This window comes from Janthinobacterium sp. 67, from assembly GCF_002797895.1.
In the GTDB taxonomy this organism is placed as follows: Bacteria; Pseudomonadota; Gammaproteobacteria; order Burkholderiales; family Burkholderiaceae_D; genus Janthinobacterium.
In genome coordinates this window covers 5,419,859-5,438,535 of record NZ_PGES01000001.1, presented here as the reverse complement: position 1 = coordinate 5,438,535, position 18,677 = coordinate 5,419,859, and the positions used below count along the sequence as shown (strand labels likewise).

The 18,677-nt window shown below is 63.5% G+C and carries 18 protein-coding genes; 13 read left to right on the top strand and 5 right to left on the bottom strand.

The genetic code is table 11. The annotated features are described in order from the left end of the window. Window positions 1-27: 27 nt before the first annotated feature. On the bottom strand, window positions 28-945 hold the full coding sequence (locus tag CLU90_RS24320) for an SDR family oxidoreductase (protein ID WP_100429067.1): 918 nt from the start codon (window positions 943-945) through the stop codon (window positions 28-30). A 12-nt stretch (window positions 946-957) separates the two neighbouring features. Here CLU90_RS24320 and CLU90_RS24315 point away from each other — a divergent pair, with 12 nt between their 5' ends. The 5 genes from CLU90_RS24315 (at window position 958) to CLU90_RS24295 (ending at window position 5,806) form a co-directional block, all read left to right on the top strand. Further along, window positions 958-1,983, top strand: a complete 1,026-nt coding sequence (locus CLU90_RS24315) for a CDP-6-deoxy-delta-3,4-glucoseen reductase (protein WP_092716155.1) — start codon at window positions 958-960, stop codon at window positions 1,981-1,983. Between the two features lie 80 nt (window positions 1,984-2,063). After that, a complete protein-coding gene (locus CLU90_RS24310) occupies window positions 2,064-3,314 on the top strand; it encodes an MFS transporter (protein WP_100429066.1) in 1,251 nt (416 codons plus the stop codon). A gap of 39 nt (window positions 3,315-3,353) precedes the next feature. After that, window positions 3,354-4,019 carry a DUF1345 domain-containing protein gene (locus CLU90_RS24305; RefSeq protein ID WP_092716219.1) on the top strand — a complete coding sequence of 222 codons (666 nt, stop codon included), beginning with the start codon at window positions 3,354-3,356 and terminating at the stop codon, window positions 4,017-4,019. Between the two features lie 184 nt (window positions 4,020-4,203). Continuing rightward, window positions 4,204-4,566, top strand: a complete 363-nt coding sequence (locus CLU90_RS24300) for an HPF/RaiA family ribosome-associated protein (RefSeq protein ID WP_100429065.1) — start codon at window positions 4,204-4,206, stop codon at window positions 4,564-4,566. Between the two features lie 274 nt (window positions 4,567-4,840). After that, complete coding sequence (locus CLU90_RS24295) at window positions 4,841-5,806, top strand: GGDEF domain-containing protein (RefSeq protein WP_092716151.1); 966 nt, start codon at window positions 4,841-4,843, stop codon at window positions 5,804-5,806. A gap of 99 nt (window positions 5,807-5,905) precedes the next feature. Here the strand turns inward: CLU90_RS24295 and CLU90_RS24290 are convergent, their stop codons facing one another. Next, window positions 5,906-6,535, bottom strand: coding sequence for a DUF5610 domain-containing protein (locus CLU90_RS24290; protein WP_232731322.1), 630 nt, complete (start codon window positions 6,533-6,535; stop codon window positions 5,906-5,908). Window positions 6,536-6,691: 156 nt separating this feature from the next. Between CLU90_RS24290 and sbcB the strand changes: the two genes are divergently transcribed. Further along, on the top strand, window positions 6,692-8,140 hold the full coding sequence (sbcB, locus tag CLU90_RS24285; RefSeq protein WP_100429063.1) for an exodeoxyribonuclease I: 1,449 nt from the start codon (window positions 6,692-6,694) through the stop codon (window positions 8,138-8,140). Between the two features lie 310 nt (window positions 8,141-8,450). Here the strand turns inward: sbcB and pyrF are convergent, their stop codons facing one another. Beyond that, a complete protein-coding gene (pyrF, locus tag CLU90_RS24280; RefSeq protein ID WP_092716145.1) occupies window positions 8,451-9,275 on the bottom strand; it encodes an orotidine-5'-phosphate decarboxylase in 825 nt (274 codons plus the stop codon). A 157-nt stretch (window positions 9,276-9,432) separates the two neighbouring features. Here pyrF and CLU90_RS24275 point away from each other — a divergent pair, with 157 nt between their 5' ends. The 6 genes from CLU90_RS24275 (at window position 9,433) to CLU90_RS24255 (ending at window position 13,217) form a co-directional block, all read left to right on the top strand. Further along, window positions 9,433-10,047, top strand: a complete 615-nt coding sequence (locus CLU90_RS24275) for a LemA family protein (RefSeq protein WP_070313665.1) — start codon at window positions 9,433-9,435, stop codon at window positions 10,045-10,047. Between the two features lies 1 nt (window position 10,048). Continuing rightward, window positions 10,049-10,885: a TPM domain-containing protein gene (locus CLU90_RS24270; RefSeq protein WP_092716143.1), complete on the top strand. Its 837-nt coding sequence runs from the start codon at window positions 10,049-10,051 to the stop codon at window positions 10,883-10,885. Further along, window positions 10,885-11,406: a TPM domain-containing protein gene (locus CLU90_RS24265; RefSeq protein WP_092716140.1), complete on the top strand. Its 522-nt coding sequence runs from the start codon at window positions 10,885-10,887 to the stop codon at window positions 11,404-11,406. Before CLU90_RS24270 ends, CLU90_RS24265 begins: the two co-directional genes overlap by 1 nt. Before the next feature lie 84 nt (window positions 11,407-11,490). After that, complete coding sequence (locus tag CLU90_RS24260) at window positions 11,491-12,255, top strand: SDR family NAD(P)-dependent oxidoreductase (protein WP_092716138.1); 765 nt, start codon at window positions 11,491-11,493, stop codon at window positions 12,253-12,255. Window positions 12,256-12,583: 328 nt separating this feature from the next. Continuing rightward, window positions 12,584-12,823: a hypothetical protein gene (locus tag CLU90_RS29475; RefSeq protein WP_139178398.1), complete on the top strand. Its 240-nt coding sequence runs from the start codon at window positions 12,584-12,586 to the stop codon at window positions 12,821-12,823. Further along, window positions 12,804-13,217: a VanZ family protein gene (locus CLU90_RS24255; protein ID WP_232731321.1), complete on the top strand. Its 414-nt coding sequence runs from the start codon at window positions 12,804-12,806 to the stop codon at window positions 13,215-13,217. The genes CLU90_RS29475 and CLU90_RS24255 overlap by 20 nt, the downstream gene beginning before the upstream one ends. Here CLU90_RS24255 and CLU90_RS24250 read toward each other — a convergent pair whose 3' ends face one another. Next, complete coding sequence (locus CLU90_RS24250) at window positions 13,218-13,517, bottom strand: hypothetical protein (RefSeq protein WP_092716136.1); 300 nt, start codon at window positions 13,515-13,517, stop codon at window positions 13,218-13,220. A gap of 457 nt (window positions 13,518-13,974) precedes the next feature. Between CLU90_RS24250 and CLU90_RS24245 the strand changes: the two genes are divergently transcribed. Beyond that, window positions 13,975-14,472: a hypothetical protein gene (locus CLU90_RS24245; RefSeq protein WP_139178396.1), complete on the top strand. Its 498-nt coding sequence runs from the start codon at window positions 13,975-13,977 to the stop codon at window positions 14,470-14,472. Between the two features lie 335 nt (window positions 14,473-14,807). On the opposite strand, the gene CLU90_RS24235 is transcribed toward CLU90_RS24245, so the two are convergent. Further along, a complete protein-coding gene (locus CLU90_RS24235) occupies window positions 14,808-18,638 on the bottom strand; it encodes an NAD(P)-binding protein (protein ID WP_100429061.1) in 3,831 nt (1,276 codons plus the stop codon). Between the last annotated feature and the right edge of the window lie 39 nt (window positions 18,639-18,677).

Sequence of the window (18,677 nt, the reverse complement as noted above, 5' to 3'; positions counted from 1 at the left end):
AGCAAAGTGCGCAGATAACCGGCCATTTTACCCGATGCCGGCCCCGCCGGCCGCCATCGCCTGCAAGGCATCGGCCACGCGCGCGTAGCGCAGGCGTACGCCCAGCTCGCGCTTGATGCGCGTATTGTGCAGGCGGCGCGATTCGGACATGAACGACAGCAGCATCGGCGTAACCACTTGCCGCAGCTCGGCACGGGGCAGGCGCGGCGGGCGCGGCAAGCCGAACGTATCGGCCACGGCGTCGAAATACTCGGCCATTTTCAGTTCGCTGTCGTCGCTGGCGTGATACACGCGTCCCGGCTTGCCCCGCCACAAGGCCCGCTCGATGATGCGCGCCAGGTCGTCCGCATGAATATGGTTGGTGTACACGTCGTCATCCGCGGCCAGGGCCGGCGTGCCTTCGCGCAAGCGTTTCAACGGCAGGCGGTCATCCGCATAGATGCCGGGCACGCGCAGGATGGCCACTGTGGCGCCGCGGCGCGCGCCCCAGTTGCGCAAGACCTGCTCGGCATCCACGCGCCGCTTCGCGCGCGCATTGGCAGGTGCCGTCGGCCGCGTTTCATCGACCCAGGCGCCGCCGCAATCGCCATACACGCCGCTGGTGCTCACATACACCATGCGTGCATGCTCGGGTAAAATGGCGGCCAGATTGCGCGTACGGCGGTCCAGCAAGCCCGACGACATGGGCGGCGCCAGGTGCACGATCCTGGCCGCCAGTCCGGCCAGCCGTTTCAGGCTGGCGCGGTCGTCGAGGTTGGCCACGATGGGCACGGCGCCGGCTTCCCGCAACTGCGCGCAGCGCGCCGGCTGGCTGGTGACGGCAAAGACGCGAAAGCGCGCCGCTAGCTGCGGCAGCAAGCGCATGCCGACGTCGCCGCAACCGAGGATCAGCAGGCGCGGCAAGCCTGAGGGCTTGCGCAAAGAATGCGTTAACATATTTTTCATCTCAAGGATTGTATGACTTTTCAAGTTACTGTTCAGCCCAGCGGCCACCAGTTCAGCTGCGAAGCGGACGAAACCGTGCTGGCGGCGGCGATACGCGCCGGCGTGGGCTTGCCGTATGGCTGTAAAAATGGCGCCTGCGGTTCCTGCAAGGGCAAAGTGCTTTCCGGCACCGTCCAGCACAAGGCGCACCAGCAGCGCGCCCTGACGCCGGAAGAGGAAGCGGCCGGCTTTTCCCTGTTCTGCTGCGCCACCACGAACGCCGACCTCGTCATCGAAGCGCGCGAAGTGGCGGGCAGCAGCGACTATCCGATCAAGAAAATGCCGTCGCGCGTCACCACCATCGAGAAAGTCGCTCCCGACGTCGTCGTGCTGACCCTGCAGTTGCCGGCCAGCGAGCGCCTCAACTACCGCGCCGGACAGTATATCGAAATCCTGTTGCGCGACAACAAACGCCGCAGCTACAGCATGGCCAGCGCGCCCGCCGACGGCGGCCCCGTGACCCTGCACATCCGCCACCTGCCGGGCGGCCTGTTCACCGACCAAGTATTCGGCACCATGAAAGAGCGCGACATCCTGCGTTTCGAAGGCCCGATGGGCACCTTCTTCCTGCGCGAAGATTCCGACAAGCCCGTCGTGCTGCTGGCCTCGGGCACGGGCTTCGCCCCGCTGAAAGCCATCGTCGAGCACATGATCAACGAGCGCTCCACGCGCCCGATCACCCTGTACTGGGGCGGGCGCCGTCCGCACGACCTGTACATGGATGCGCTGTGCCGCCAGTGGGCCGCCGACTTGCCGCAGTTCACCTATGTTCCCGTCGTGTCGGACGCCTTGCCGGAAGACGGCTGGAGCGGCCGCACGGGCTTCGTGCACCAGGCCGTCATCGCCGATATTCCGGACATGTCCGCGTATCAGGTATATGCCTGCGGCGCGCCCGTGATGGTCGATTCGGCCCACCGCGATTTCGTGCAGCTGTGCCGGTTGCCGGCCGACGAGTTCTACGCCGACGCCTTCACCACGGAAGCCGACCTGGCCAAGTAAGCATCCAGACAGCGGGATGCTGCAGGTGCGGCATCCGCTGCCGCCACCCGCCCCATCCCGCCGCTCCCTGGAAAGTGTTCATGTCTTTCGCCATCCTGCGTCACCGCAACTTCGCCTTTTACCTTTCCGCCCGCGTGCTGGGCACCGTGGCCGTGCAGATGCAAAGCGTGGCCATCGGCTGGCAGGTGTACCAGATCACGGGCAGCCTGTTCGACCTGGGCTTGATCGGCCTGGCGCAGTTCGCCCCCTTCCTCGTCTTGATTTTGCCGGCCGGCCACGTGGCCGACCGCTACAACCGCCGCAACATCATCGCCTGGTGCATGACAGCGCAGCTCGCTTGCGCGCTTGCCCTGCTGGCATTCACCCTGAGTGGACTTGCCATCGTCTGGCCCGTGTTTGTCGTGCTGGTGCTGTTCGGCAGCGCGCGCGCCTTCATGATGCCGGCCACGCAAGCCGTGCTGGTCAACATGGTGCCCACGCAACACTTCAGCCGCGCCGTCGCGCTCAGCTCGTCGAGTTCGCACGTGGCCATCATCTTGGGGCCTACCCTGGGCGGCTTGCTGTATTACTTCGGCCCCAAGGTAGTGTATTTGATTTCTTCGGCCTTGCTGGTGCTGTCCGTGCTGCTGATGCGCGCCACCACGCCGGCGCCGCAAGTGGTCAGGCGGGAACCGGCCAGCTGGCATACCCTGCTCGAAGGCTTGCGCTTCGTCTGGTCGAAACCCATCGTGCTGGGCGCCATTTCGCTCGACCTGTTCGCCGTGCTGTTCGGCGGCGCCACGGCCCTGCTGCCGGCGCTCGCGCACGACGTGCTGCACATCGGCCCCAGCGGCCTGGGCTTGCTGCGCACGGCGCCGGGCGCCGGCGCGGCCCTGTGTTCGATTCTGCTGGCCATCTTCCCCATCACGCGCCGCGTGGGTCCGTGGATGTTCGGCGGCGTGGCCGTCTTCGGCCTGGGCACCCTGGTGCTGGGCAGCACCAGCTATTTCCCTCTGGCGCTGGTAGCGCTGTTCCTGATGGGCGCAGGCGACATGGTCAGCGTCTACATCCGCCACCTGCTGGTGCAGTTCGAGACACCGGACGAGATCCGCGGCCGGGTCAGCGCCGTGAACGCCGTCTTCATCGGCGCCTCGAACGAGCTGGGCGAATTCGAATCGGGCTTGACGGCCGGCTGGTTCGGCCTGGTGCGCGCCGTACTCTTCGGCGGCGCCGCCACCCTGGCCGTGACGGGCATCTGGGCCGTGCTGTTCCCCGTGCTGTCGCGCATGGACCGCTTCCCCCACCACGAAAAGGAAACGGCGGCGAAGGCGGCCACCACGGCGGCAACTTAAGCGTAAGATGCGCTATCCCAACAGATGCATCCTGGCACCATGAAAATCACGCTTCCGTTTCGCAGCTTCATCCGCAGCCGTCCCCACCTGAGCCTGGCCACGGCCATCGGCGTGGCGGCTGGTCTGCTGCTGCCTTCGTCCTGGCAACAGATGACGCGCTTGCTGACGGCGTGGAACGTGGCCGTCTGGTTTTACCTGGCGACGATGGCCTGGATGATGATGCGCGCCAACCACCACCGCGTGAAAATGATGGCGGCGCGCCAGGACGAGCGGGCGGCGACCGTCCTGTCGGCCCTGTCCGTCGCATCCGTGATGAGCCTGGTGGCCATCGTCTCGCAACTGTCCGCCATGAAGGACATGACACCGGACGCGCGCGCGCTGCACTACGGCTTGACGATACTCACGCTGGTCGGCTCCTGGTTCCTCGTCGGCACCCTGTTCTGCTTCCACTATGCCCACCTGTATTACCAGGCCGACCCCGCACTGCGCCCGCTGAAGTTTCCCGACGACGAGCAAAACCCCGATTACTGGGATTTCCTGTATTTCTCGTTCACCATTGCCGTGGCCGTGCAAACGTCGGACGTTTCCGTCCAGACGCGCCTGATGCGGCAAATCGTGCTGGGGCAATCCGTGCTGAGCTTTTTCTTCAACCTGGTCGTGCTGGGGCTGTCGATCAATATTGCCGCAGGCCTGATCAATGGTTGAATAATTTCGTAGTGGAAACTTGACCTGGCTGAAGGGTTAAGCTCATCTTAATCGTGCGCACCCTCTTGAAATACTGGAAAGAGGAGTAAGATAAGTTCCATGCACAGAGGTCGTGTGCATGAGGCAGCAACCAGGCAGCAGCACGCCTGAGATGGGTTTTTTTTGAATTGACAGGAGTAAGCATATGCAAATCAATATTCATACCGACAGCACCATCGCCAACACCGCTGGACTGAACGAACATGTGCAATCCGTACTTGAAAGCGCACTGAGCCGCTTCCGCGACAACCTGACCCGCATCGAAGTCCACCTCAGCGACACGAATGGCCCAAAAGGCGGCGCAGACGATATCCGCTGCGTCATGGAAGCGCGCGTTGCCGGCTATCAACCAATTGCCGTCACTGAGCAAAACGCCACCGTGCATCAATCCGTCGCCGGCGCCACCGACAAACTGAAACGCGCCATCGATAGCGCCCTGGGCCGCCTGCAAGACAGCAAGCGCCACGCCACCGGCAAGAATGCCGTGATCGATACGGCCGAAGCGTAAGAAACCGCCGAGTAACTCCCCCCCTGCAGGATTTCCAGAGACTGAGGCAGCCGTTCAAGGCTGCCTTTGCACATCTGGCCCGCCTTTTGTGCGCGGCAATACCAATAATAAAACCACAAGCATTTCAGCTTAATAACACGACAATGAAATAATTGTCGTATTTCTCACAGTAAGTGACATCAAGCAAGCCTTTGCCGTTACGGCCAAGGCCGCTTTACGCTATCATGAAGCTACCGGCACCCTGCTCGCGCGCCGGCTTTTTGAAAGTGTGATTGTGGAACAGATCGGCAACTTCGGCGCTTCAGGCTGCAACATCGGCGATTTACAGCTATTTCGCGATGGAGCGGATAGCCAGACGGCCGCCATGCTGGCGCCCTGCCCCGTCATGCGCCTCGAAGCGGGCGAAGCCATTGCCGACACGCAAGGCGCCAGCCTCTACATCGTCCTGCGCGGCTCGCTGGCCGTGGCAGCCGACACCCACACGGGCATGGATGACGGCACCGTCAGCAAGGTCTTGCCCGGCGAAAGCGTGGGTGAACAATCGGTGCTCGATGAAGCGAGCAACCTGGCCGCCATTTCCGCCCTGGAAGAAACTGATTTGCTGGTGATCGACGCGGCCGTCGTCTGGGAATTGATCGAGCAGTCGAACGGCCTGGCGCGCAACCTGCTGCGGCTGCTGTCCTTCCGCATCCGCGCCGCCAATGCCCTGCTGCGCCGCCGGCAGAAACTGGGCGAATTCTACCGCCAGCTGTCGATGGTCGACAGCCTGACGGGCTTGTACAACCGCGCCTGGCTCACCGATTTACTGCCGAACATGATCGTCACGGCCCACTCCAGCGCCTCGCCGCTGTCGCTGGTGATGATAGACCTCGACCATTTCAAGCGCTTCAACGATACGCACGGCCACCAGGCGGGCGACCAGGCGCTGCGCATCGCCGCGCAAGTGCTGGGCGCGGCCCTGCGGCCGACGGATTTTGCCGTGCGCTACGGTGGTGAGGAAATGATGGTGATCTTGCCCGATACCAGCGAACACGTGGCCCTGCGGGTGGCCGAACGCTTGTGCGAACGCATGCGGCAAGCCGTCATCTTCGCCGACATGCGCAGCGCGCTGCCGCACATCACGGGTTCGTTCGGCGTGGCCAGCCTGGCGGCCGAACAGGATGACCATGCGCTGATCGCGGCGGCCGACGCGGCGCTGTACCGCGCCAAGGCAAGCGGACGCAACCGCGTAAGCACCTGATAAAACGCCCATGGCGTCGTTGCATTGCCTCGTCGTACATTCGTACTGCCTCCGGCAACGCCCTGGACATTTTCTCAGGCGCTTCCGGCGCAATATTGATCAGGCAGCCTTGCTGTCGGCCGGCTTGGAAGTATCCGGCTTGGCAGCGTCATTGTTCTTGCTGCTGTGCGCGGCGATGAAATCCGCATAGCCCTTCTGCACCAGTTCATACGTCTTGTCGATATTGCCGGCGATATCGCCTTTCAACACTTTCAAGCCGCCCAGGATATCGCGCGCTTCCTTGAAGCCTTTTTCCATGCCGCCGCTGATGGTGTCCATGAACTTGCTCAGGGCCGTATCGTCGTCCATGTCGGGATTCTGCTGCTTGAAGGCGTCAAAAAAACCCGTCGACAGCGATACAATGCGGCTCGCCGTCGCTTCGGCGCTATTGTCCTGCGACGCCGCGTTCTGGATCGCGTCGTCGCCGTACTGGCTCTTCAGCGCTTCATTGATGTTGGTGATGGCCGTCTTGTACAGCAGCGCCAGCGGCTCATTCTCGGAACCGATCGACACGTTCAGCGAGGCCTGCATGATGGAAGCGTTCAATTGCAGCTTCGTGCGATCGTTGACGCTCATTTCAGCGTTGACGCCGTCCTTTTGCTGGACTTTATCGTCCTTGCCGGCAACGCCCGTACTGACGGAAGTCACGGAAGGGGTGGAATTGCCGCTAGCGGCGATGGGAATTGACACGATAGGCCTCCTTGAACGGGCAATGTATGCCACCATGCGGGAAACGCAGTGATGACCATCCTCTCGTGTAGTATCGGCAGGTTTTCAGAAAACTGTAGCAGCGGCGCTCTTTTACGGGCCCGGATAACCAATCAAGTAACCAAGTAATGACCATCAATGACTAAGCAGACCTTTCTTTGGCACGATTACGAAACCTTTGGCGCCCAGCCACGCCGCGACCGTCCGGCCCAGTTCGCCGCCATCCGCACGGATGAGGACCTCAACGAGATCGGCGAGCCGATCATGCTGTATTGCCAGCCTGCCAATGATTTCCTGCCCGACCCGCAATCGTGCCTGATCACGGGCATCACGCCGCAGCAATGTCTGCAGCTGGGCGTGCCCGAGCACCAGTTCGCCGCCACCATCGAAGCGGCCTTTTCGGAACCGGGCACCATCGGCGTGGGCTACAACACCATCCGTTTCGACGATGAAGTCACGCGTTTCCTGTTCTGGCGCAACCTGATCGACCCGTACGCGCGCGAATGGAAGAACCATTGCGGCCGCTGGGACATCCTCGACGTGGTGCGCATGACGCACGCGCTGCGCCCGGAAGGCATTCAATGGCCCAAGCGCGACGATGGCCAGACCAGTTTCAAGCTGGAACACCTGAGCAAGGCCAATGGCCTGGTCCACGAAGCGGCGCACGATGCGCTGTCCGACGTGCGCGCCACCATCGCCCTGGCCCGCCTGATCAGGCAGAAACAGCCGAAACTGTTCGAATTCTGCCTGGCCCTGCACAAGAAGGACCGGGTCGCCAGCGAAATGGGCATGCACCTGGCCGCCGGCGAGCGCCAGCCTTTCCTGCACGTGTCCGGCATGTTCCCCGCCGAACGGGGCTGCCTGGGCGTCGTCTGGCCGCTGGCCACGCACCCGAGCAACAAGAACGAGATCCTCGTCTGGGATTGCGCCTACGATCCGCGCGAACTGTTCGAACTGGACGCGGACACCATCCGCACGCGGCTGTTCACGCGCAAGGAAGCCATGCCGGAAGGCATGACGCGCCTGCCCGTGAAAAGCGTGCACCTGAACAAGTCGCCCATGCTGGTCGGCAATTTAAAAACCCTGTCGCCGGCCATGGCCGCGCAATGGGGCATCGACGTGGACGCGGCGAAAATCAACGCGCAATTTGCCGCCGCGGCGCCGAACATGGATGCGATCTGGGCCGCAGTGTTCCAGCGCCCGGGCGCGAATGTCGCGCTGGACGTGGATGAGGATTTGTACAACGGTTTCGTCAGCAACGACGACCGCCGCCTGCTGGAATCCTTGCGCCGCGAAACACCGGCCAAGCTGGCCACGGCCCGCCCTTCGTTTGCCGACGAGCGCCTGCAGGAATTGCTGTTCCGCTACCGCGCGCGCAATTTCCCGCAAACCCTGAGCGAGGCGGAAAGCCTGCGCTGGGAGCAGCACCGCGCCGCCCGCCTGTTCGACGGCGACGGCGGCGCCCGCACCATCGAAATGCTGTTTACGGAAATCGACGTGCTGTCGGAATCGGTCGATGAGCGGGGAGAAGAGATTTTAGGCGAGCTGTACGACTACGCGGAGATGGTGGCGCCCATGCGCGATTAGTCGCACCTAACCAAACCTACTGCGCGTCGGTATAGGTGGCCTGCGATGCTCACCGTACTAGAGTACGGTTGCGCTTCTCGACCACCTCTCCCTTCCGCTCGCTACGGTTTTGTTAGACGCTGTGAGGCCTGCTGAATGTAATTTTTCAGCCCGCACGGTGCGCTTTGATCACATCGCGCGCTCAATTTGCAGCCGTAGGTCGGATTAGCGGGCCGAAGGCCCGCGTAATCCGACAACATTGTGGACGTTAGCGGTGTTGTCGGGTTACGGCCACGGGCCTAACCCGACCTACATTTTTGATGGATGGTGCTTAAACCGAACGATGTTGATTGATGGCATCGCGCGTTTCAATCGCCACGCGGCGCGCCGCGTCGGCCCAGTCTTCGCCGTCCTGCGGCGTGGCGTAGATGATGGCGCGCGAGGAGCTGATCATCATGCCCATGCCGCTGGCCGTCTGGCCCGCGCCGACGGTGGCGGCGATGTCGCCGCCCTGGGCGCCGATGCCGGGTACCAGCAGCGGCATGTCGCCGACGATGGCGCGTACTTGCGCCAGTTCTTCAGGGAAGGTGGCGCCGACGACGAGCGCGCACTGGCCATTCTTGTTCCATTTCTCGGCCACCAGGCGTGCCACGCGCTGGTACAGCGGTTCGCCATCCGTATTCAGGAATTGCAGGTCCGAGCCGCCCGGGTTCGAGGTGCGGCACAGGATGATCACGCCGCGGTCTTTCCACGCCAGGTAAGGGTCGAGCGAATCCTCGCCCATGTAGGGGTTCACCGTGACGGCATCGGCGCCATAGCGCTCGAACGCTTCGCGCGCATATTGCGTGGCCGTCGCGCCGATGTCGCCCCGTTTCGCGTCGAGGATCAGCGGGATGTGCGGGTAGTTTTCGCGCACGTAGCGGCAGATGTCTTCCAGCTGCTTTTCCGCGCCCAGCGCGGCAAAATACGCGATCTGCGGCTTGAAGGCGCAGGCCAGGTCGGCCGTGGCGTCGATGATGCGCGTGCAAAAGGTGGTGATTCCATCAGGCAGATCGCGCAGTTCGGCCGGCAGTTTCGCCAGATCCGGGTCCAGACCCACGCACAGCAGGGAATTATTGGCCGTCCATGCGGCGGATAATTTATTGATGAAATTCACGGCACACCTTCTCTATCTTCAGTTGCAAACCCCGTATTGTAACGCGGCGCGGCCCCGGGAAGGCAGGCGGAGGCGGCGACCGGCGCTTATTAAACCGACATTGCGGGCCGTTTCAGGTATATTTGCCCCACCTCCCTTACTCTGCACGGAACCCATCATGCAAATCACGAATCAATTCACCAAATGGCTGCGCCTGGCGCTGAGCGTCACCGTCCTGGCCGGCATCCTGACGGGCTGCGGCTACAACGACTTCCAGAGCAAGGATGAAGCCACCAAGGCCGCCTGGGGCGAAGTGGTCAACCAGTACCAGCGCCGCGCCGACCTGATCCCCAACCTGGTCAACACCGTCAAGGGCTATGCCACGCACGAACGCGAAACCCTGGAAGCGGTGACCAAGGCGCGCGCCGCCGCCACCAGTTTCCAGATCACGCCCGAAGTGCTGAACGATCCGGCCGCGTTCGAGAAATTCCAGCAAGTGCAGGGCCAGCTGTCGTCGGCCCTGTCGCGCCTGATGGTCGTGTCCGAAAAATACCCTGACCTGAAGGCCGATACGAGCTTCCGCGATTTGCAGTCGCAGCTGGAAGGCACGGAAAACCGCATCACCGTGGCCCGCCAGCGCTACATCGCCGCCGTGCAGGACTACAACGTGCATGCGCGCAGCTTCCCGAACAACCTGACGGCCATGGTCTTCGGCTACAAGGTCAAGCCATCGTTCACGGTGGAAAACGAAAAAGCCATCTCGACGGCGCCGACCGTCAACTTTGGCAAATAAGATGAAAGCCTGGTCTTATCTGGCGGCGCTGGCGACGGCGCTGCTGCTGTGGACGATGGCGCCGGCCGGCGCGCAGGGCTTGCAGCCCGTGCCGCCGCTGGCCGCGCGCGTGACGGACAACGCCGGCATGCTGGACGCCAAGCAGAAAGCGGCGCTGGAAGGCGTGCTGGCCGACTACGAAGCGAAGACGGGCAGCCAGATCGCCGTGCTGCTGGTCAAGAGCACGGAACCGGAAGCCATCGAGCAATACAGCATCCGCGTGACGGATGCCTGGAAGCTGGGCCGCAAGGGCGTCGACGACGGCGTGCTGCTGATGGTGGCGAAGGACAACCCATCGTCCTTGCGCCGCCTGCGCATCGAGGCGGGCCGCGGCGTGCAGGGCGTGTTGACGGATGCGCAATCGAAACGCATCCTGCAAGACGTGATCGCCCCCCATTTCAAGCAGAATGACTATTACGGCGGCCTGGTCGCCGGCATCGGCGCCATTGCCACCCTGCTGAACCAGGAGCAATTCCCTGCCCCGGTCCAGCAGAAAGCGCCGGCCACGGTGGAAGCGGGCGGCATGAGCTTCTGGCTGCCGCTGCTGTTCTTCGGCTTCCTCGTCGTGCTGACCCTGTTCCGCTCGCGTGGCGGGCCGACGCGGCTGCAGCGCGGCAGCAACTGGTCCAGCGGCGCCACCGGCGTCGTGCTGGGCAGTATTTTGAACCAGGCGCTGAACAACCGCGGTGGCGGCGGCTTCGGCGGCGGTGGCGGCGGCTTCGGCGGTGGCGGTGGCGGCGGTGGTTTCGGTGGCGGCGGCGGCGGATTTGACGGCGGCGGCGCCTCGGGAGATTGGTAATGACGAAACATCTGACATTCGGCCAGCGCTGCGGACGGGCATTGAAGCATTTGCGGGGCACGCCGGCGACGGCGCGCCAGGCGTTTCCGGAACGTACCTTGAAAGCCATCGAGACGGCGATTGCCGACGGTGAAACGCTGCACCGTGCGGAAGTGCGCCTGATCGTCGAGGCGGCCCTGACGCCGGGCATGGCTTACCAGGGCGTGAGCAACCGCGAGCGGGCGCGCGAACTGTTCGCCCAGTATGGCGTGTGGGATACGGAAGACAACGTTGGCGTGCTCATCTACATCAACCTGGCCGAGCACCAGGTCGATATCGTGGCCGACCGCAACGTTGGCCGCCGCGTCACGCCGGAGCAATGGCAAGCCGTGTGCCGCACCATGACCAGGGGATTCAAGGAAGGCAACTTCCATGACAGCACCCTGGAAGCCCTGGCGCAGCTGAATACCTTGCTGCAAAGCCACTTCCCTGCCGATGGCACGCGCGGCAATCAGTTGCCGAACGAACCCATCCTCCTCTGATTCCTGCCCAGGGATTAAAATCTGCCCATTGCCGCGCAAGTCCGTGGCTGGGCAGCGCCCCCTATTACCCGCCGAGGAGCACTCATGAAACTGATCAATAAAACCGCCATCGTCACGGGCGCCACGCAAGGCATCGGCCTGGCTTGCGCCACCCGCCTGATCGCCGAAGGGGCGCAAGTGATGCTGGTCGACATCAAGGAAGAAGGCGCGCAAGCGGCCGCCGCCCTGGGCCCGCAAGCGCGCTTCTTTTGCGCCGACGTCAGCCAGAAGGCGGACGTCGACGCCATGCTGAAGGAAACCCTGGCGCAGTTCGGCCACATCGATATCCTCGTCAACAACGCGGGCGTCACGCACGCGGCCGATTTCCTCGACGTGTGCGAAGACGATTTCGACCGGGTCATGCGCATCAACCTGAAGTCGATGTTCCTGTGCGGCCAGGCCGTGGCGCGCGAGATGGTCAAGCGCAACAGCGGCTGCATCATCAATATGTCCAGCGTGAATGCGGAACTGGCGATCCCGAACCAGGTACCGTACGTGGTGTCGAAGGGTGCCATCAACCAGCTGACCAAGGTCATGGCCCTGAACCTGGCATCGCACGGCGTGCGCGTGAACGGCATCGGCCCGGGCACCATCCTGACGGAGCTGGCCAAGCAGGCTGTGTTGTCCAGCCCGCAAGCGCGCCACACGATTTTGTCGCGCACGCCGCTGGGCCGCTGCGGCGAACCGGAAGAAGTGGCCGGCATCGCCGCCTTCCTGGCCAGCGACGACGCCACCTACATGACGGGCCAGACCATCTATGTCGATGGCGGGCGCATGGCGCTCAACTACACGGTGGCCGTGAAGGATTGAGGGCAGGACGAGGCAGTTATATCAAAAAACGATAATGGATATCTAAAAAGACCATTAGACACATATCGTGCGACGCAGCATAATGCACCTGTCTCCACTATTCTCCTCCAAGAAAATAGTTTTAAGCCCGCTTTCACCAGCGGGCTTTTTTTTTGCCATCACGGCTGAAACATGGACATTCTTGCCATGACGAGCAATCTTCCCCGTCATTCCGCATATCGCATAAAAATGTTGCGGCGTGTCATCAGGCCGTCATTTTCGCCCCCTATACTTGCTTCATCTGCTGTACAGGCAACCGATATGCCTGACTACAGACAGGTGTGCCGCGATGGCACACCACTCCCCTTTCGTGACTGTGGCGGGCGCCGGCAAGGCGCGCGACATGGTGAGCACCGAGCAACTCTCAACTCTTGGCCCTTTTTATTTGGGTTTTTGGCCCGCGCCCCCGCGGGCCTTTTTTTGCCCGCGCGGCAAGCTCTTGCGCAAAAACATGGTGAGCCGCCATGCCCATGATATGGTAACTGCCTTTTCATCTGACCTGACGCATCATGCCTGCACCCTTGCTTGAACTTTGTTTTGCCGACCGCTACGAACGCTTGCGCTACCGCACCGCGCTGCTGCTGTATGCCCTGGTCATCCTGATCGGCGACATCCCCGGCGTGCGCGCGGACGTGGGCCAATATGCGTCGGGCGGCGTGCTGCATTCCTTCGGCTATGGCGTGCTGGCCCTGATCCTGTTCAGCGGCACGGGCGGCGGCATGGCGCGCCGCGCGCTGCTGTCGGTGCTGATGGTGGCGGCCATGGGTGCGCTGGACGAATTCATCCAGAGTTTCCTGCCGTACCGCCATGGCGCCGTCAGCGACTGGGTGGTCGATATCACGGCCGCCACGGCCGTCGTGCTGCCACTGTACTTTTGCTGGCCGGGCATGGCCGCTGCCGCACTGAAAAAACAGCAGGGCTGATCACGGCGCGGCGTCATCGCCGGCACCGAGTGCCAGCGGCAACTGCCTTTGGCCGGCCGCCGCCCGGCTCGCAACGCGACGCAGGGCCGTACGCATCTCCCGCCGGCCGGCCGCTCCCGCCGCGCGCGCCGCATCGCGCCGCATCTCCATCAACTGTTCCGACCGCGACAGCCTCGTCAAGGCATGCAGGGCCTGAGTCAGCGCATGGCGGGCGCGCGCGCCGCCCGCCGCGCCCGGGGCGCCGTACACGGCAGTCACCAGCTCATTGATCAGCTTGACGCTACGGGAATCGGCAGACATTTATTCTCCTGAGATAGGCAACGGAAAACAAGGGAAAACACAAGGGGAAAGCGCGAACGCCGTACTCGCCCTGCGCAGGAATGTCTTTTATACCAAGCTCGACAATCGAAGCGCTTGATGTACCTCAATGTGAAATAACAAGGACCGAACATCCTCCCCGCCCCGCGCTCTTACCAAGTAACCCCCATTAAATTATTGTGATTTCTGACTTCCATTACCGGCGCTCTGCAAGGTGGCCGACGAGGCTTGCCAACTGCTAGCAGTGCTCGCACTGCGTCGCAGCTGGCGCCTTGCATAGCATCCGGTTCTGTTTGTCATAAATTGACAATATTTTCCTGAGGATTACTTAGCAGTAGTTGCGGCCATGTCTGGCATTCCTGGCATGCGCCATTGACGCTGACCTCCGCCGCACCCTGGAAACGGGGTTAACACTTTGTCAGACCAAGAGGAGAAGAAGATGAGAGCAAAAGAAACCATGGCGCTGGCCGGCCTGCTGTGTACGCTGGCCGCCTGCAGTTCCAATCCGAACAGCAACAGCATGAGCAGCACGAATGGCCGCAGCGGTGAAAGCTACAGCAATACAGCCGGGACCGGCAGCAGCACCATGAGCGACACCAGCACGAGCAGCAGCGGCACCGCAGGCACAGGCAGCGCCGACACGCGCACCTCCACGGCCAACAACGCCATGAACATGGATGGCAGCCAAACGGGCGTGAGCATCGCCTCCGCCACGGTGCAATCGATCGAGCCGGTATCGCGCGGCATGGATCAGAGCAGCAGCGACATGCAATCAGGCAGTTCCGGCACGGCGGGCAGCACTTCGGGCAACACGCAATACCGGGTCACCCTGCGCCTGGACGACGGCAGCACACGCACCCTCATGCAAAACTCCCAGCCCAGCTATCAGATCGGCGATCATGTCAAGGTGGTCAACGGCTTGCTGCAGCGCTATTAAAGAGACAGCGCCCGCATGCAACGATAACGCCTGACCGCTGGCATGCAGAGCGCCGAGCGCCAGCGCCAGCTACGCCACCGAAGCCCGGCAACAGGCAAGGCAAATCCCATCTGCCTTGCCTGTTGCCTGTTGCCTGTTGCCTGTTGCCTGTTGCCTGTTGCCTGTTGCCTGTTGCCTGTTGCCTGTTGCCTGTTGGCTTCCTGTTCCTGTTCCTGTTCCTGTTCCTGTTCCTGTTCCTGTTGCTAGTCCCCCATCTTCATCGTTCCCCATGCCCGTCGTGCTCATCGTGTCTGTTCCGCGCCGGGAGCGCCTTCCTGTGCTCCCGGCGCAAGCACCTATTCCACCATGCCCATCTTGCGCTGGCTGGCGGCCAGCCCGGCGATCAGTTCCGCCGCTTTTTTCCCGGCCAGGAAGGCATGGTCGGAATTGTAGTATTCCCACTCGCTGTAGCGTCCCGCCAGCACGATATCCTGCGTGGACAGCCATGCCTTCACCAGCGCCACATTGGCAGCCCGCGCATGGTCGTACACCACGTAGGCGTAGGGCATGTCCACCTGGTTGGCCGCCAGCAGGCGGTCATCGTCGCGCAGCAAGCCCACCGCGATGCAATCGGCCACGCAGCGGTCGATCAGGGCCTGTCCATCGAGCGGCAACGGTTTCCAGGGCGAGTAACTGATCTCGCACGTCAGGCCGAAACCGCCCGGCGCGTTGCAATGGGGACTGGCGTTACCTTGCAGGAAAATGCGGTGAAATATCGTCTCTTCCGGATAGTAAATCCAGTGTTTCTCGCTGATGTTTTCGCGCGCCACGCCCAGGTTGACGCAGCGCACGGAAATATGCCGCAAGGCGCTCGCCGCCGCCCGCACTTGTGGCGGCGCCTGTTCGCCGATCAGGCGCACCAGCTGCGGCAAGGGCATGGTGCTGAGCAAGTGCTGGTAGCGGAAGCGGCGGCCATCGCCCAGCACGATCACGTGCTGCCGTGGCAAGACCTGCACCACATCGGCATTCAATTCCAGCTTGCCTTGCAGGTGCCGCAGGAAGCCCGACATCAAGGCCTGGAAACCGCCCTGCAAAGGATAGCCGAAGCGCGCGTTCGGGCCCATCGGCTTGGCCACCGGTTCAAGCGCGCCCTCGATGATTTCGTCCAGGTTCGGCAAGGGCACGCGCCCGCCCAGCCACGACGTTTCCATCTCGGACAGGGGGACGGTCCACAATTTCTTGTTGTAGGGAATGGCGAAATGGCGGGCGATGCCGCTGCCCCACACCTGATGGATGAATTGCTCGAAATTGGGCGCGCTCTGGGCTTGTGCTTGGGCCGGCGCCGCCACGGCATCGTGCACCTGCTCCAGCCCCGTGCCCCCATCGGCGCAACAGTCTTCCACGGCGCAGGCCGCGGCCGCTGCCTGGCCCGGGGCGGCCGGCGCCTTGCCATAGCGCGCCTCGATGGCACCGACGATGCACTCCTTGATGACGGCCGGCGGCAAGCCGTACAACGCTCCCTGGAATGGATAGCGCGTGTAGACCTGCTTGCTGTACACCCAGGCTTCGCGGTTTTGCCAGTGCAGGTTGGTGCCCAGCAAGGTGCGGTACATGTCGAGCACATAGTCGTCGTTGGAAAACATGATGTGGCCCGCATGATCGAAGGTAAATCCCCGCTCCTGGATGGAGCGGCACCAGCCGCCCACGGCGGCATTTTTGTCCAGCAACAAGGTATCGGCACCCAGGTGATAGGCGGCGCTCAAGCCCGTCGGGCCGGCGCCGATGATGGCGCAGGCCACGGCTTGCGGCGCGCCCGGGGGGCGCAAGAGGTTGACGTCGGCGCCAGGTGCGGCGGCTTGCGCCGCGCCGGCGGCGGGCACCGCCTGGCGGACGCCCTGCCCCGGCGGCGTCGTGTCGAGCAAATGGCGCATCTGCTCCACCGTGGCATCCCAGGAGGTGGCATCGACGATGGCGCGCATGCTGGCGGCCATGGCCGCGCGCTGTTCCGGCGTCGCGGCCAGCGCCGCCTCGCAGGCGGCGACAAAGGCTTCCGGCGTGTCGGCGATCGCCACGATGTCGCCATACGGCACGGCCACATCGGCGATCGGGGTGCTGACGATGGGCAGCTGCGCCGCCATGTATTCGAGCACCTTGGTCGGACTGATGAAGCGGGTCGCCTCATTGCTGGCGAAGGGCAGCAGGCAGACGTCCCAGCCGGCCAGGAAGTGCGGCAGCGCCTGGTAAGGCTGCTGGCCCAGATAATGGATGTTCTGCCGCTGCGGCAGGCTGGCCGGATCGATCTTGAGGATGGGGCCGACCAGCACGATTTGCCACTCGGGATGGGCGTCGGCCAGCGCCGCCACCAGGGCCGGCTCGAAACGCTCGTCGATCAAGCCGTAATATCCCAGCCTGGGCCGGCCGATCTCCGCTTGCGCGGGATGGCCGTTGTGGCGGTCCAGCGCCTGTTCGAAGTGCACGGTGTCGACACTGCTGGCGAAGCAATGGACGTTGGCGTGGCGCGTGCGCTTCGCCTCGAACAGGCTGGGGCCGCCGGCGAACACGAGGTCGGCGCGCGCCAGCAAGGCCGTCTCGCGCTGCAGCAACTGGCGCGGCGCATTCCTGAATGCGGCCAGTTCATCCATGCAGTCATACACGACCAGGCCCGCATGCAGGGCCGGCAGCAGCGGCAGCGCCATCGGGGTATAGAACCATACGATGGGGTCGTCGGCAGGCGTGATCTGGCTCAGCAGGGGCTGCAGCACGGCCAGTTGGTCGTCGTGAAAGCCGGGCGCCTGCACGGCCGTGCGGGGCTGGCACACGGTCACGTTCGGCGCCGGCGTGGACAGTTCCAGCGTGCCCGGCCCATCGTGCCAGACGGGTTCCTCGACGAAGACCACGCGGTAGAACTGCGCCAGCCGCGACAGCAGCTGTTGCGGACGCTGATACACGAAATTCCAGCGCAAATGGGAAAAAACGATGATGGTTCGCATGCCAGTTCCTTTCTGCCCCGCCAGGGCAAACGTTGAACAAAGTTGTCCGGTCAGGCGCTGCGCCTGCCGTAGTGCCGCCGCGTAAGGGGGCACGAGGATGCGCCGCAACCGCTCTTCCCCCTCGCCTTCCAGGCCGACATCCCACAGGCCGCTGCGGTGCCAGTGGCTGGCATCGTCCCAGTCGGGCCGGTCGATGACGGGATAGATGCAGATGCCGCGCAGCGCGGCGCCATGCTGGACGGCAAGCGCCGCCTCGGCGGCCACCTCGCGTATCCACGCGCCGCGCCCGCTGCCCACGTGGCTCGTTTCCGCCAGCAGCAGGGGCCGCTGGTAGCGCGCCTGCATTTCCAGCAGCAGCTGGTGCAGGGGCATGCGGCGCGGTTCGCCCAGGTGCCACCACAGGCGCAAATTGCTGCCGCTTTCCCACTGGTTGCTGTGGTAATAGTTCAAGCCGATCAAGTCCAGGTAACGGGGCGCGCCGCCCAGTTCCGGCGCTTGCCGGCCGCACAGCATGTCCCACGCTTCGAACTGCGAAGCGCGCCAGGCGGCAGCCTGTCCGACCCAGTCCGTGCGTCCGGGCGGCGCGATCACATGGATCAGGGGATCGCATTGCAAGAAGCGCGCCTGCGGGCTGACGGCGCGGATGGCGTCGCAGCCCGCCACGGTGGCCCGCACCAGCTGCCGCTTGCCTTCCTCGCCCGCATCGGGCCGGTACATATTCAGGCACTGGAACATGTGCACGGACAAGCCCCAGCTGGTAAACGAGATTTCATTGATGGGCGAATACACGGGCGCACTGCCCGCATACGGCGCGAGGAACTGCGCCGCCGCCCGGCAATAGCGGGCAAAGCGCGGCACGAAGTCGGACGAGAACAGATCGACCTCGGGCGGCCAGCCGTAATGGCAGAAGGTCCAGTTGATCTGCAGGCCCAGTTCCTGCGCCACGGCGGCGCGCTCTTCGATGAAGGAAAAGTCGAACTGGCCATCGCGCTCGGCCAGGCGCCAGCCTATGCTTTCGCGCACGCTGCGGATGCCGAACTGGCGCAGCAGCAGGTAGTCCGCGCGCACCCTGTCCAGGTGGCCCGTGGCGCGGTTCATGTCCAGCGCATGGCCGCCATGGGTGACGTGGTCGGCGCCCTCGTAGCCCGCCTGCCAGTAGGTAAGGAACGGCGCTGCCGCGCCATCGGTATCGGCCATGCCAGCCTCTCTTGATGTAGTAAGCAGATGAAACTTGCC

Coding starts and splice junctions, on each gene's coding strand:
- CLU90_RS24235 (WP_100429061.1), bottom strand. CDS start 18,638: ATGGCCGATACCGATGGCGCGGCAGCGCCGTTCCTTACCTACTGGCAG.
- CLU90_RS24315 (WP_092716155.1), top strand. CDS start 958: ATGACTTTTCAAGTTACTGTTCAGCCCAGCGGCCACCAGTTCAGCTGC.
- CLU90_RS24255 (WP_232731321.1), top strand. CDS start 12,804: ATGCCTGCACCCTTGCTTGAACTTTGTTTTGCCGACCGCTACGAACGC.
- CLU90_RS24275 (WP_070313665.1), top strand. CDS start 9,433: ATGCAAATCACGAATCAATTCACCAAATGGCTGCGCCTGGCGCTGAGC.
- CLU90_RS24310 (WP_100429066.1), top strand. CDS start 2,064: ATGTCTTTCGCCATCCTGCGTCACCGCAACTTCGCCTTTTACCTTTCC.
- CLU90_RS24270 (WP_092716143.1), top strand. CDS start 10,049: ATGAAAGCCTGGTCTTATCTGGCGGCGCTGGCGACGGCGCTGCTGCTG.
- sbcB (WP_100429063.1), top strand. CDS start 6,692: ATGACTAAGCAGACCTTTCTTTGGCACGATTACGAAACCTTTGGCGCC.
- CLU90_RS24320 (WP_100429067.1), bottom strand. CDS start 945: ATGAAAAATATGTTAACGCATTCTTTGCGCAAGCCCTCAGGCTTGCCG.
- CLU90_RS24300 (WP_100429065.1), top strand. CDS start 4,204: ATGCAAATCAATATTCATACCGACAGCACCATCGCCAACACCGCTGGA.
- CLU90_RS24265 (WP_092716140.1), top strand. CDS start 10,885: ATGACGAAACATCTGACATTCGGCCAGCGCTGCGGACGGGCATTGAAG.
- CLU90_RS24260 (WP_092716138.1), top strand. CDS start 11,491: ATGAAACTGATCAATAAAACCGCCATCGTCACGGGCGCCACGCAAGGC.
- CLU90_RS24245 (WP_139178396.1), top strand. CDS start 13,975: ATGAGAGCAAAAGAAACCATGGCGCTGGCCGGCCTGCTGTGTACGCTG.
- CLU90_RS29475 (WP_139178398.1), top strand. CDS start 12,584: ATGGCACACCACTCCCCTTTCGTGACTGTGGCGGGCGCCGGCAAGGCG.
- CLU90_RS24250 (WP_092716136.1), bottom strand. CDS start 13,517: ATGTCTGCCGATTCCCGTAGCGTCAAGCTGATCAATGAGCTGGTGACT.
- CLU90_RS24305 (WP_092716219.1), top strand. CDS start 3,354: ATGAAAATCACGCTTCCGTTTCGCAGCTTCATCCGCAGCCGTCCCCAC.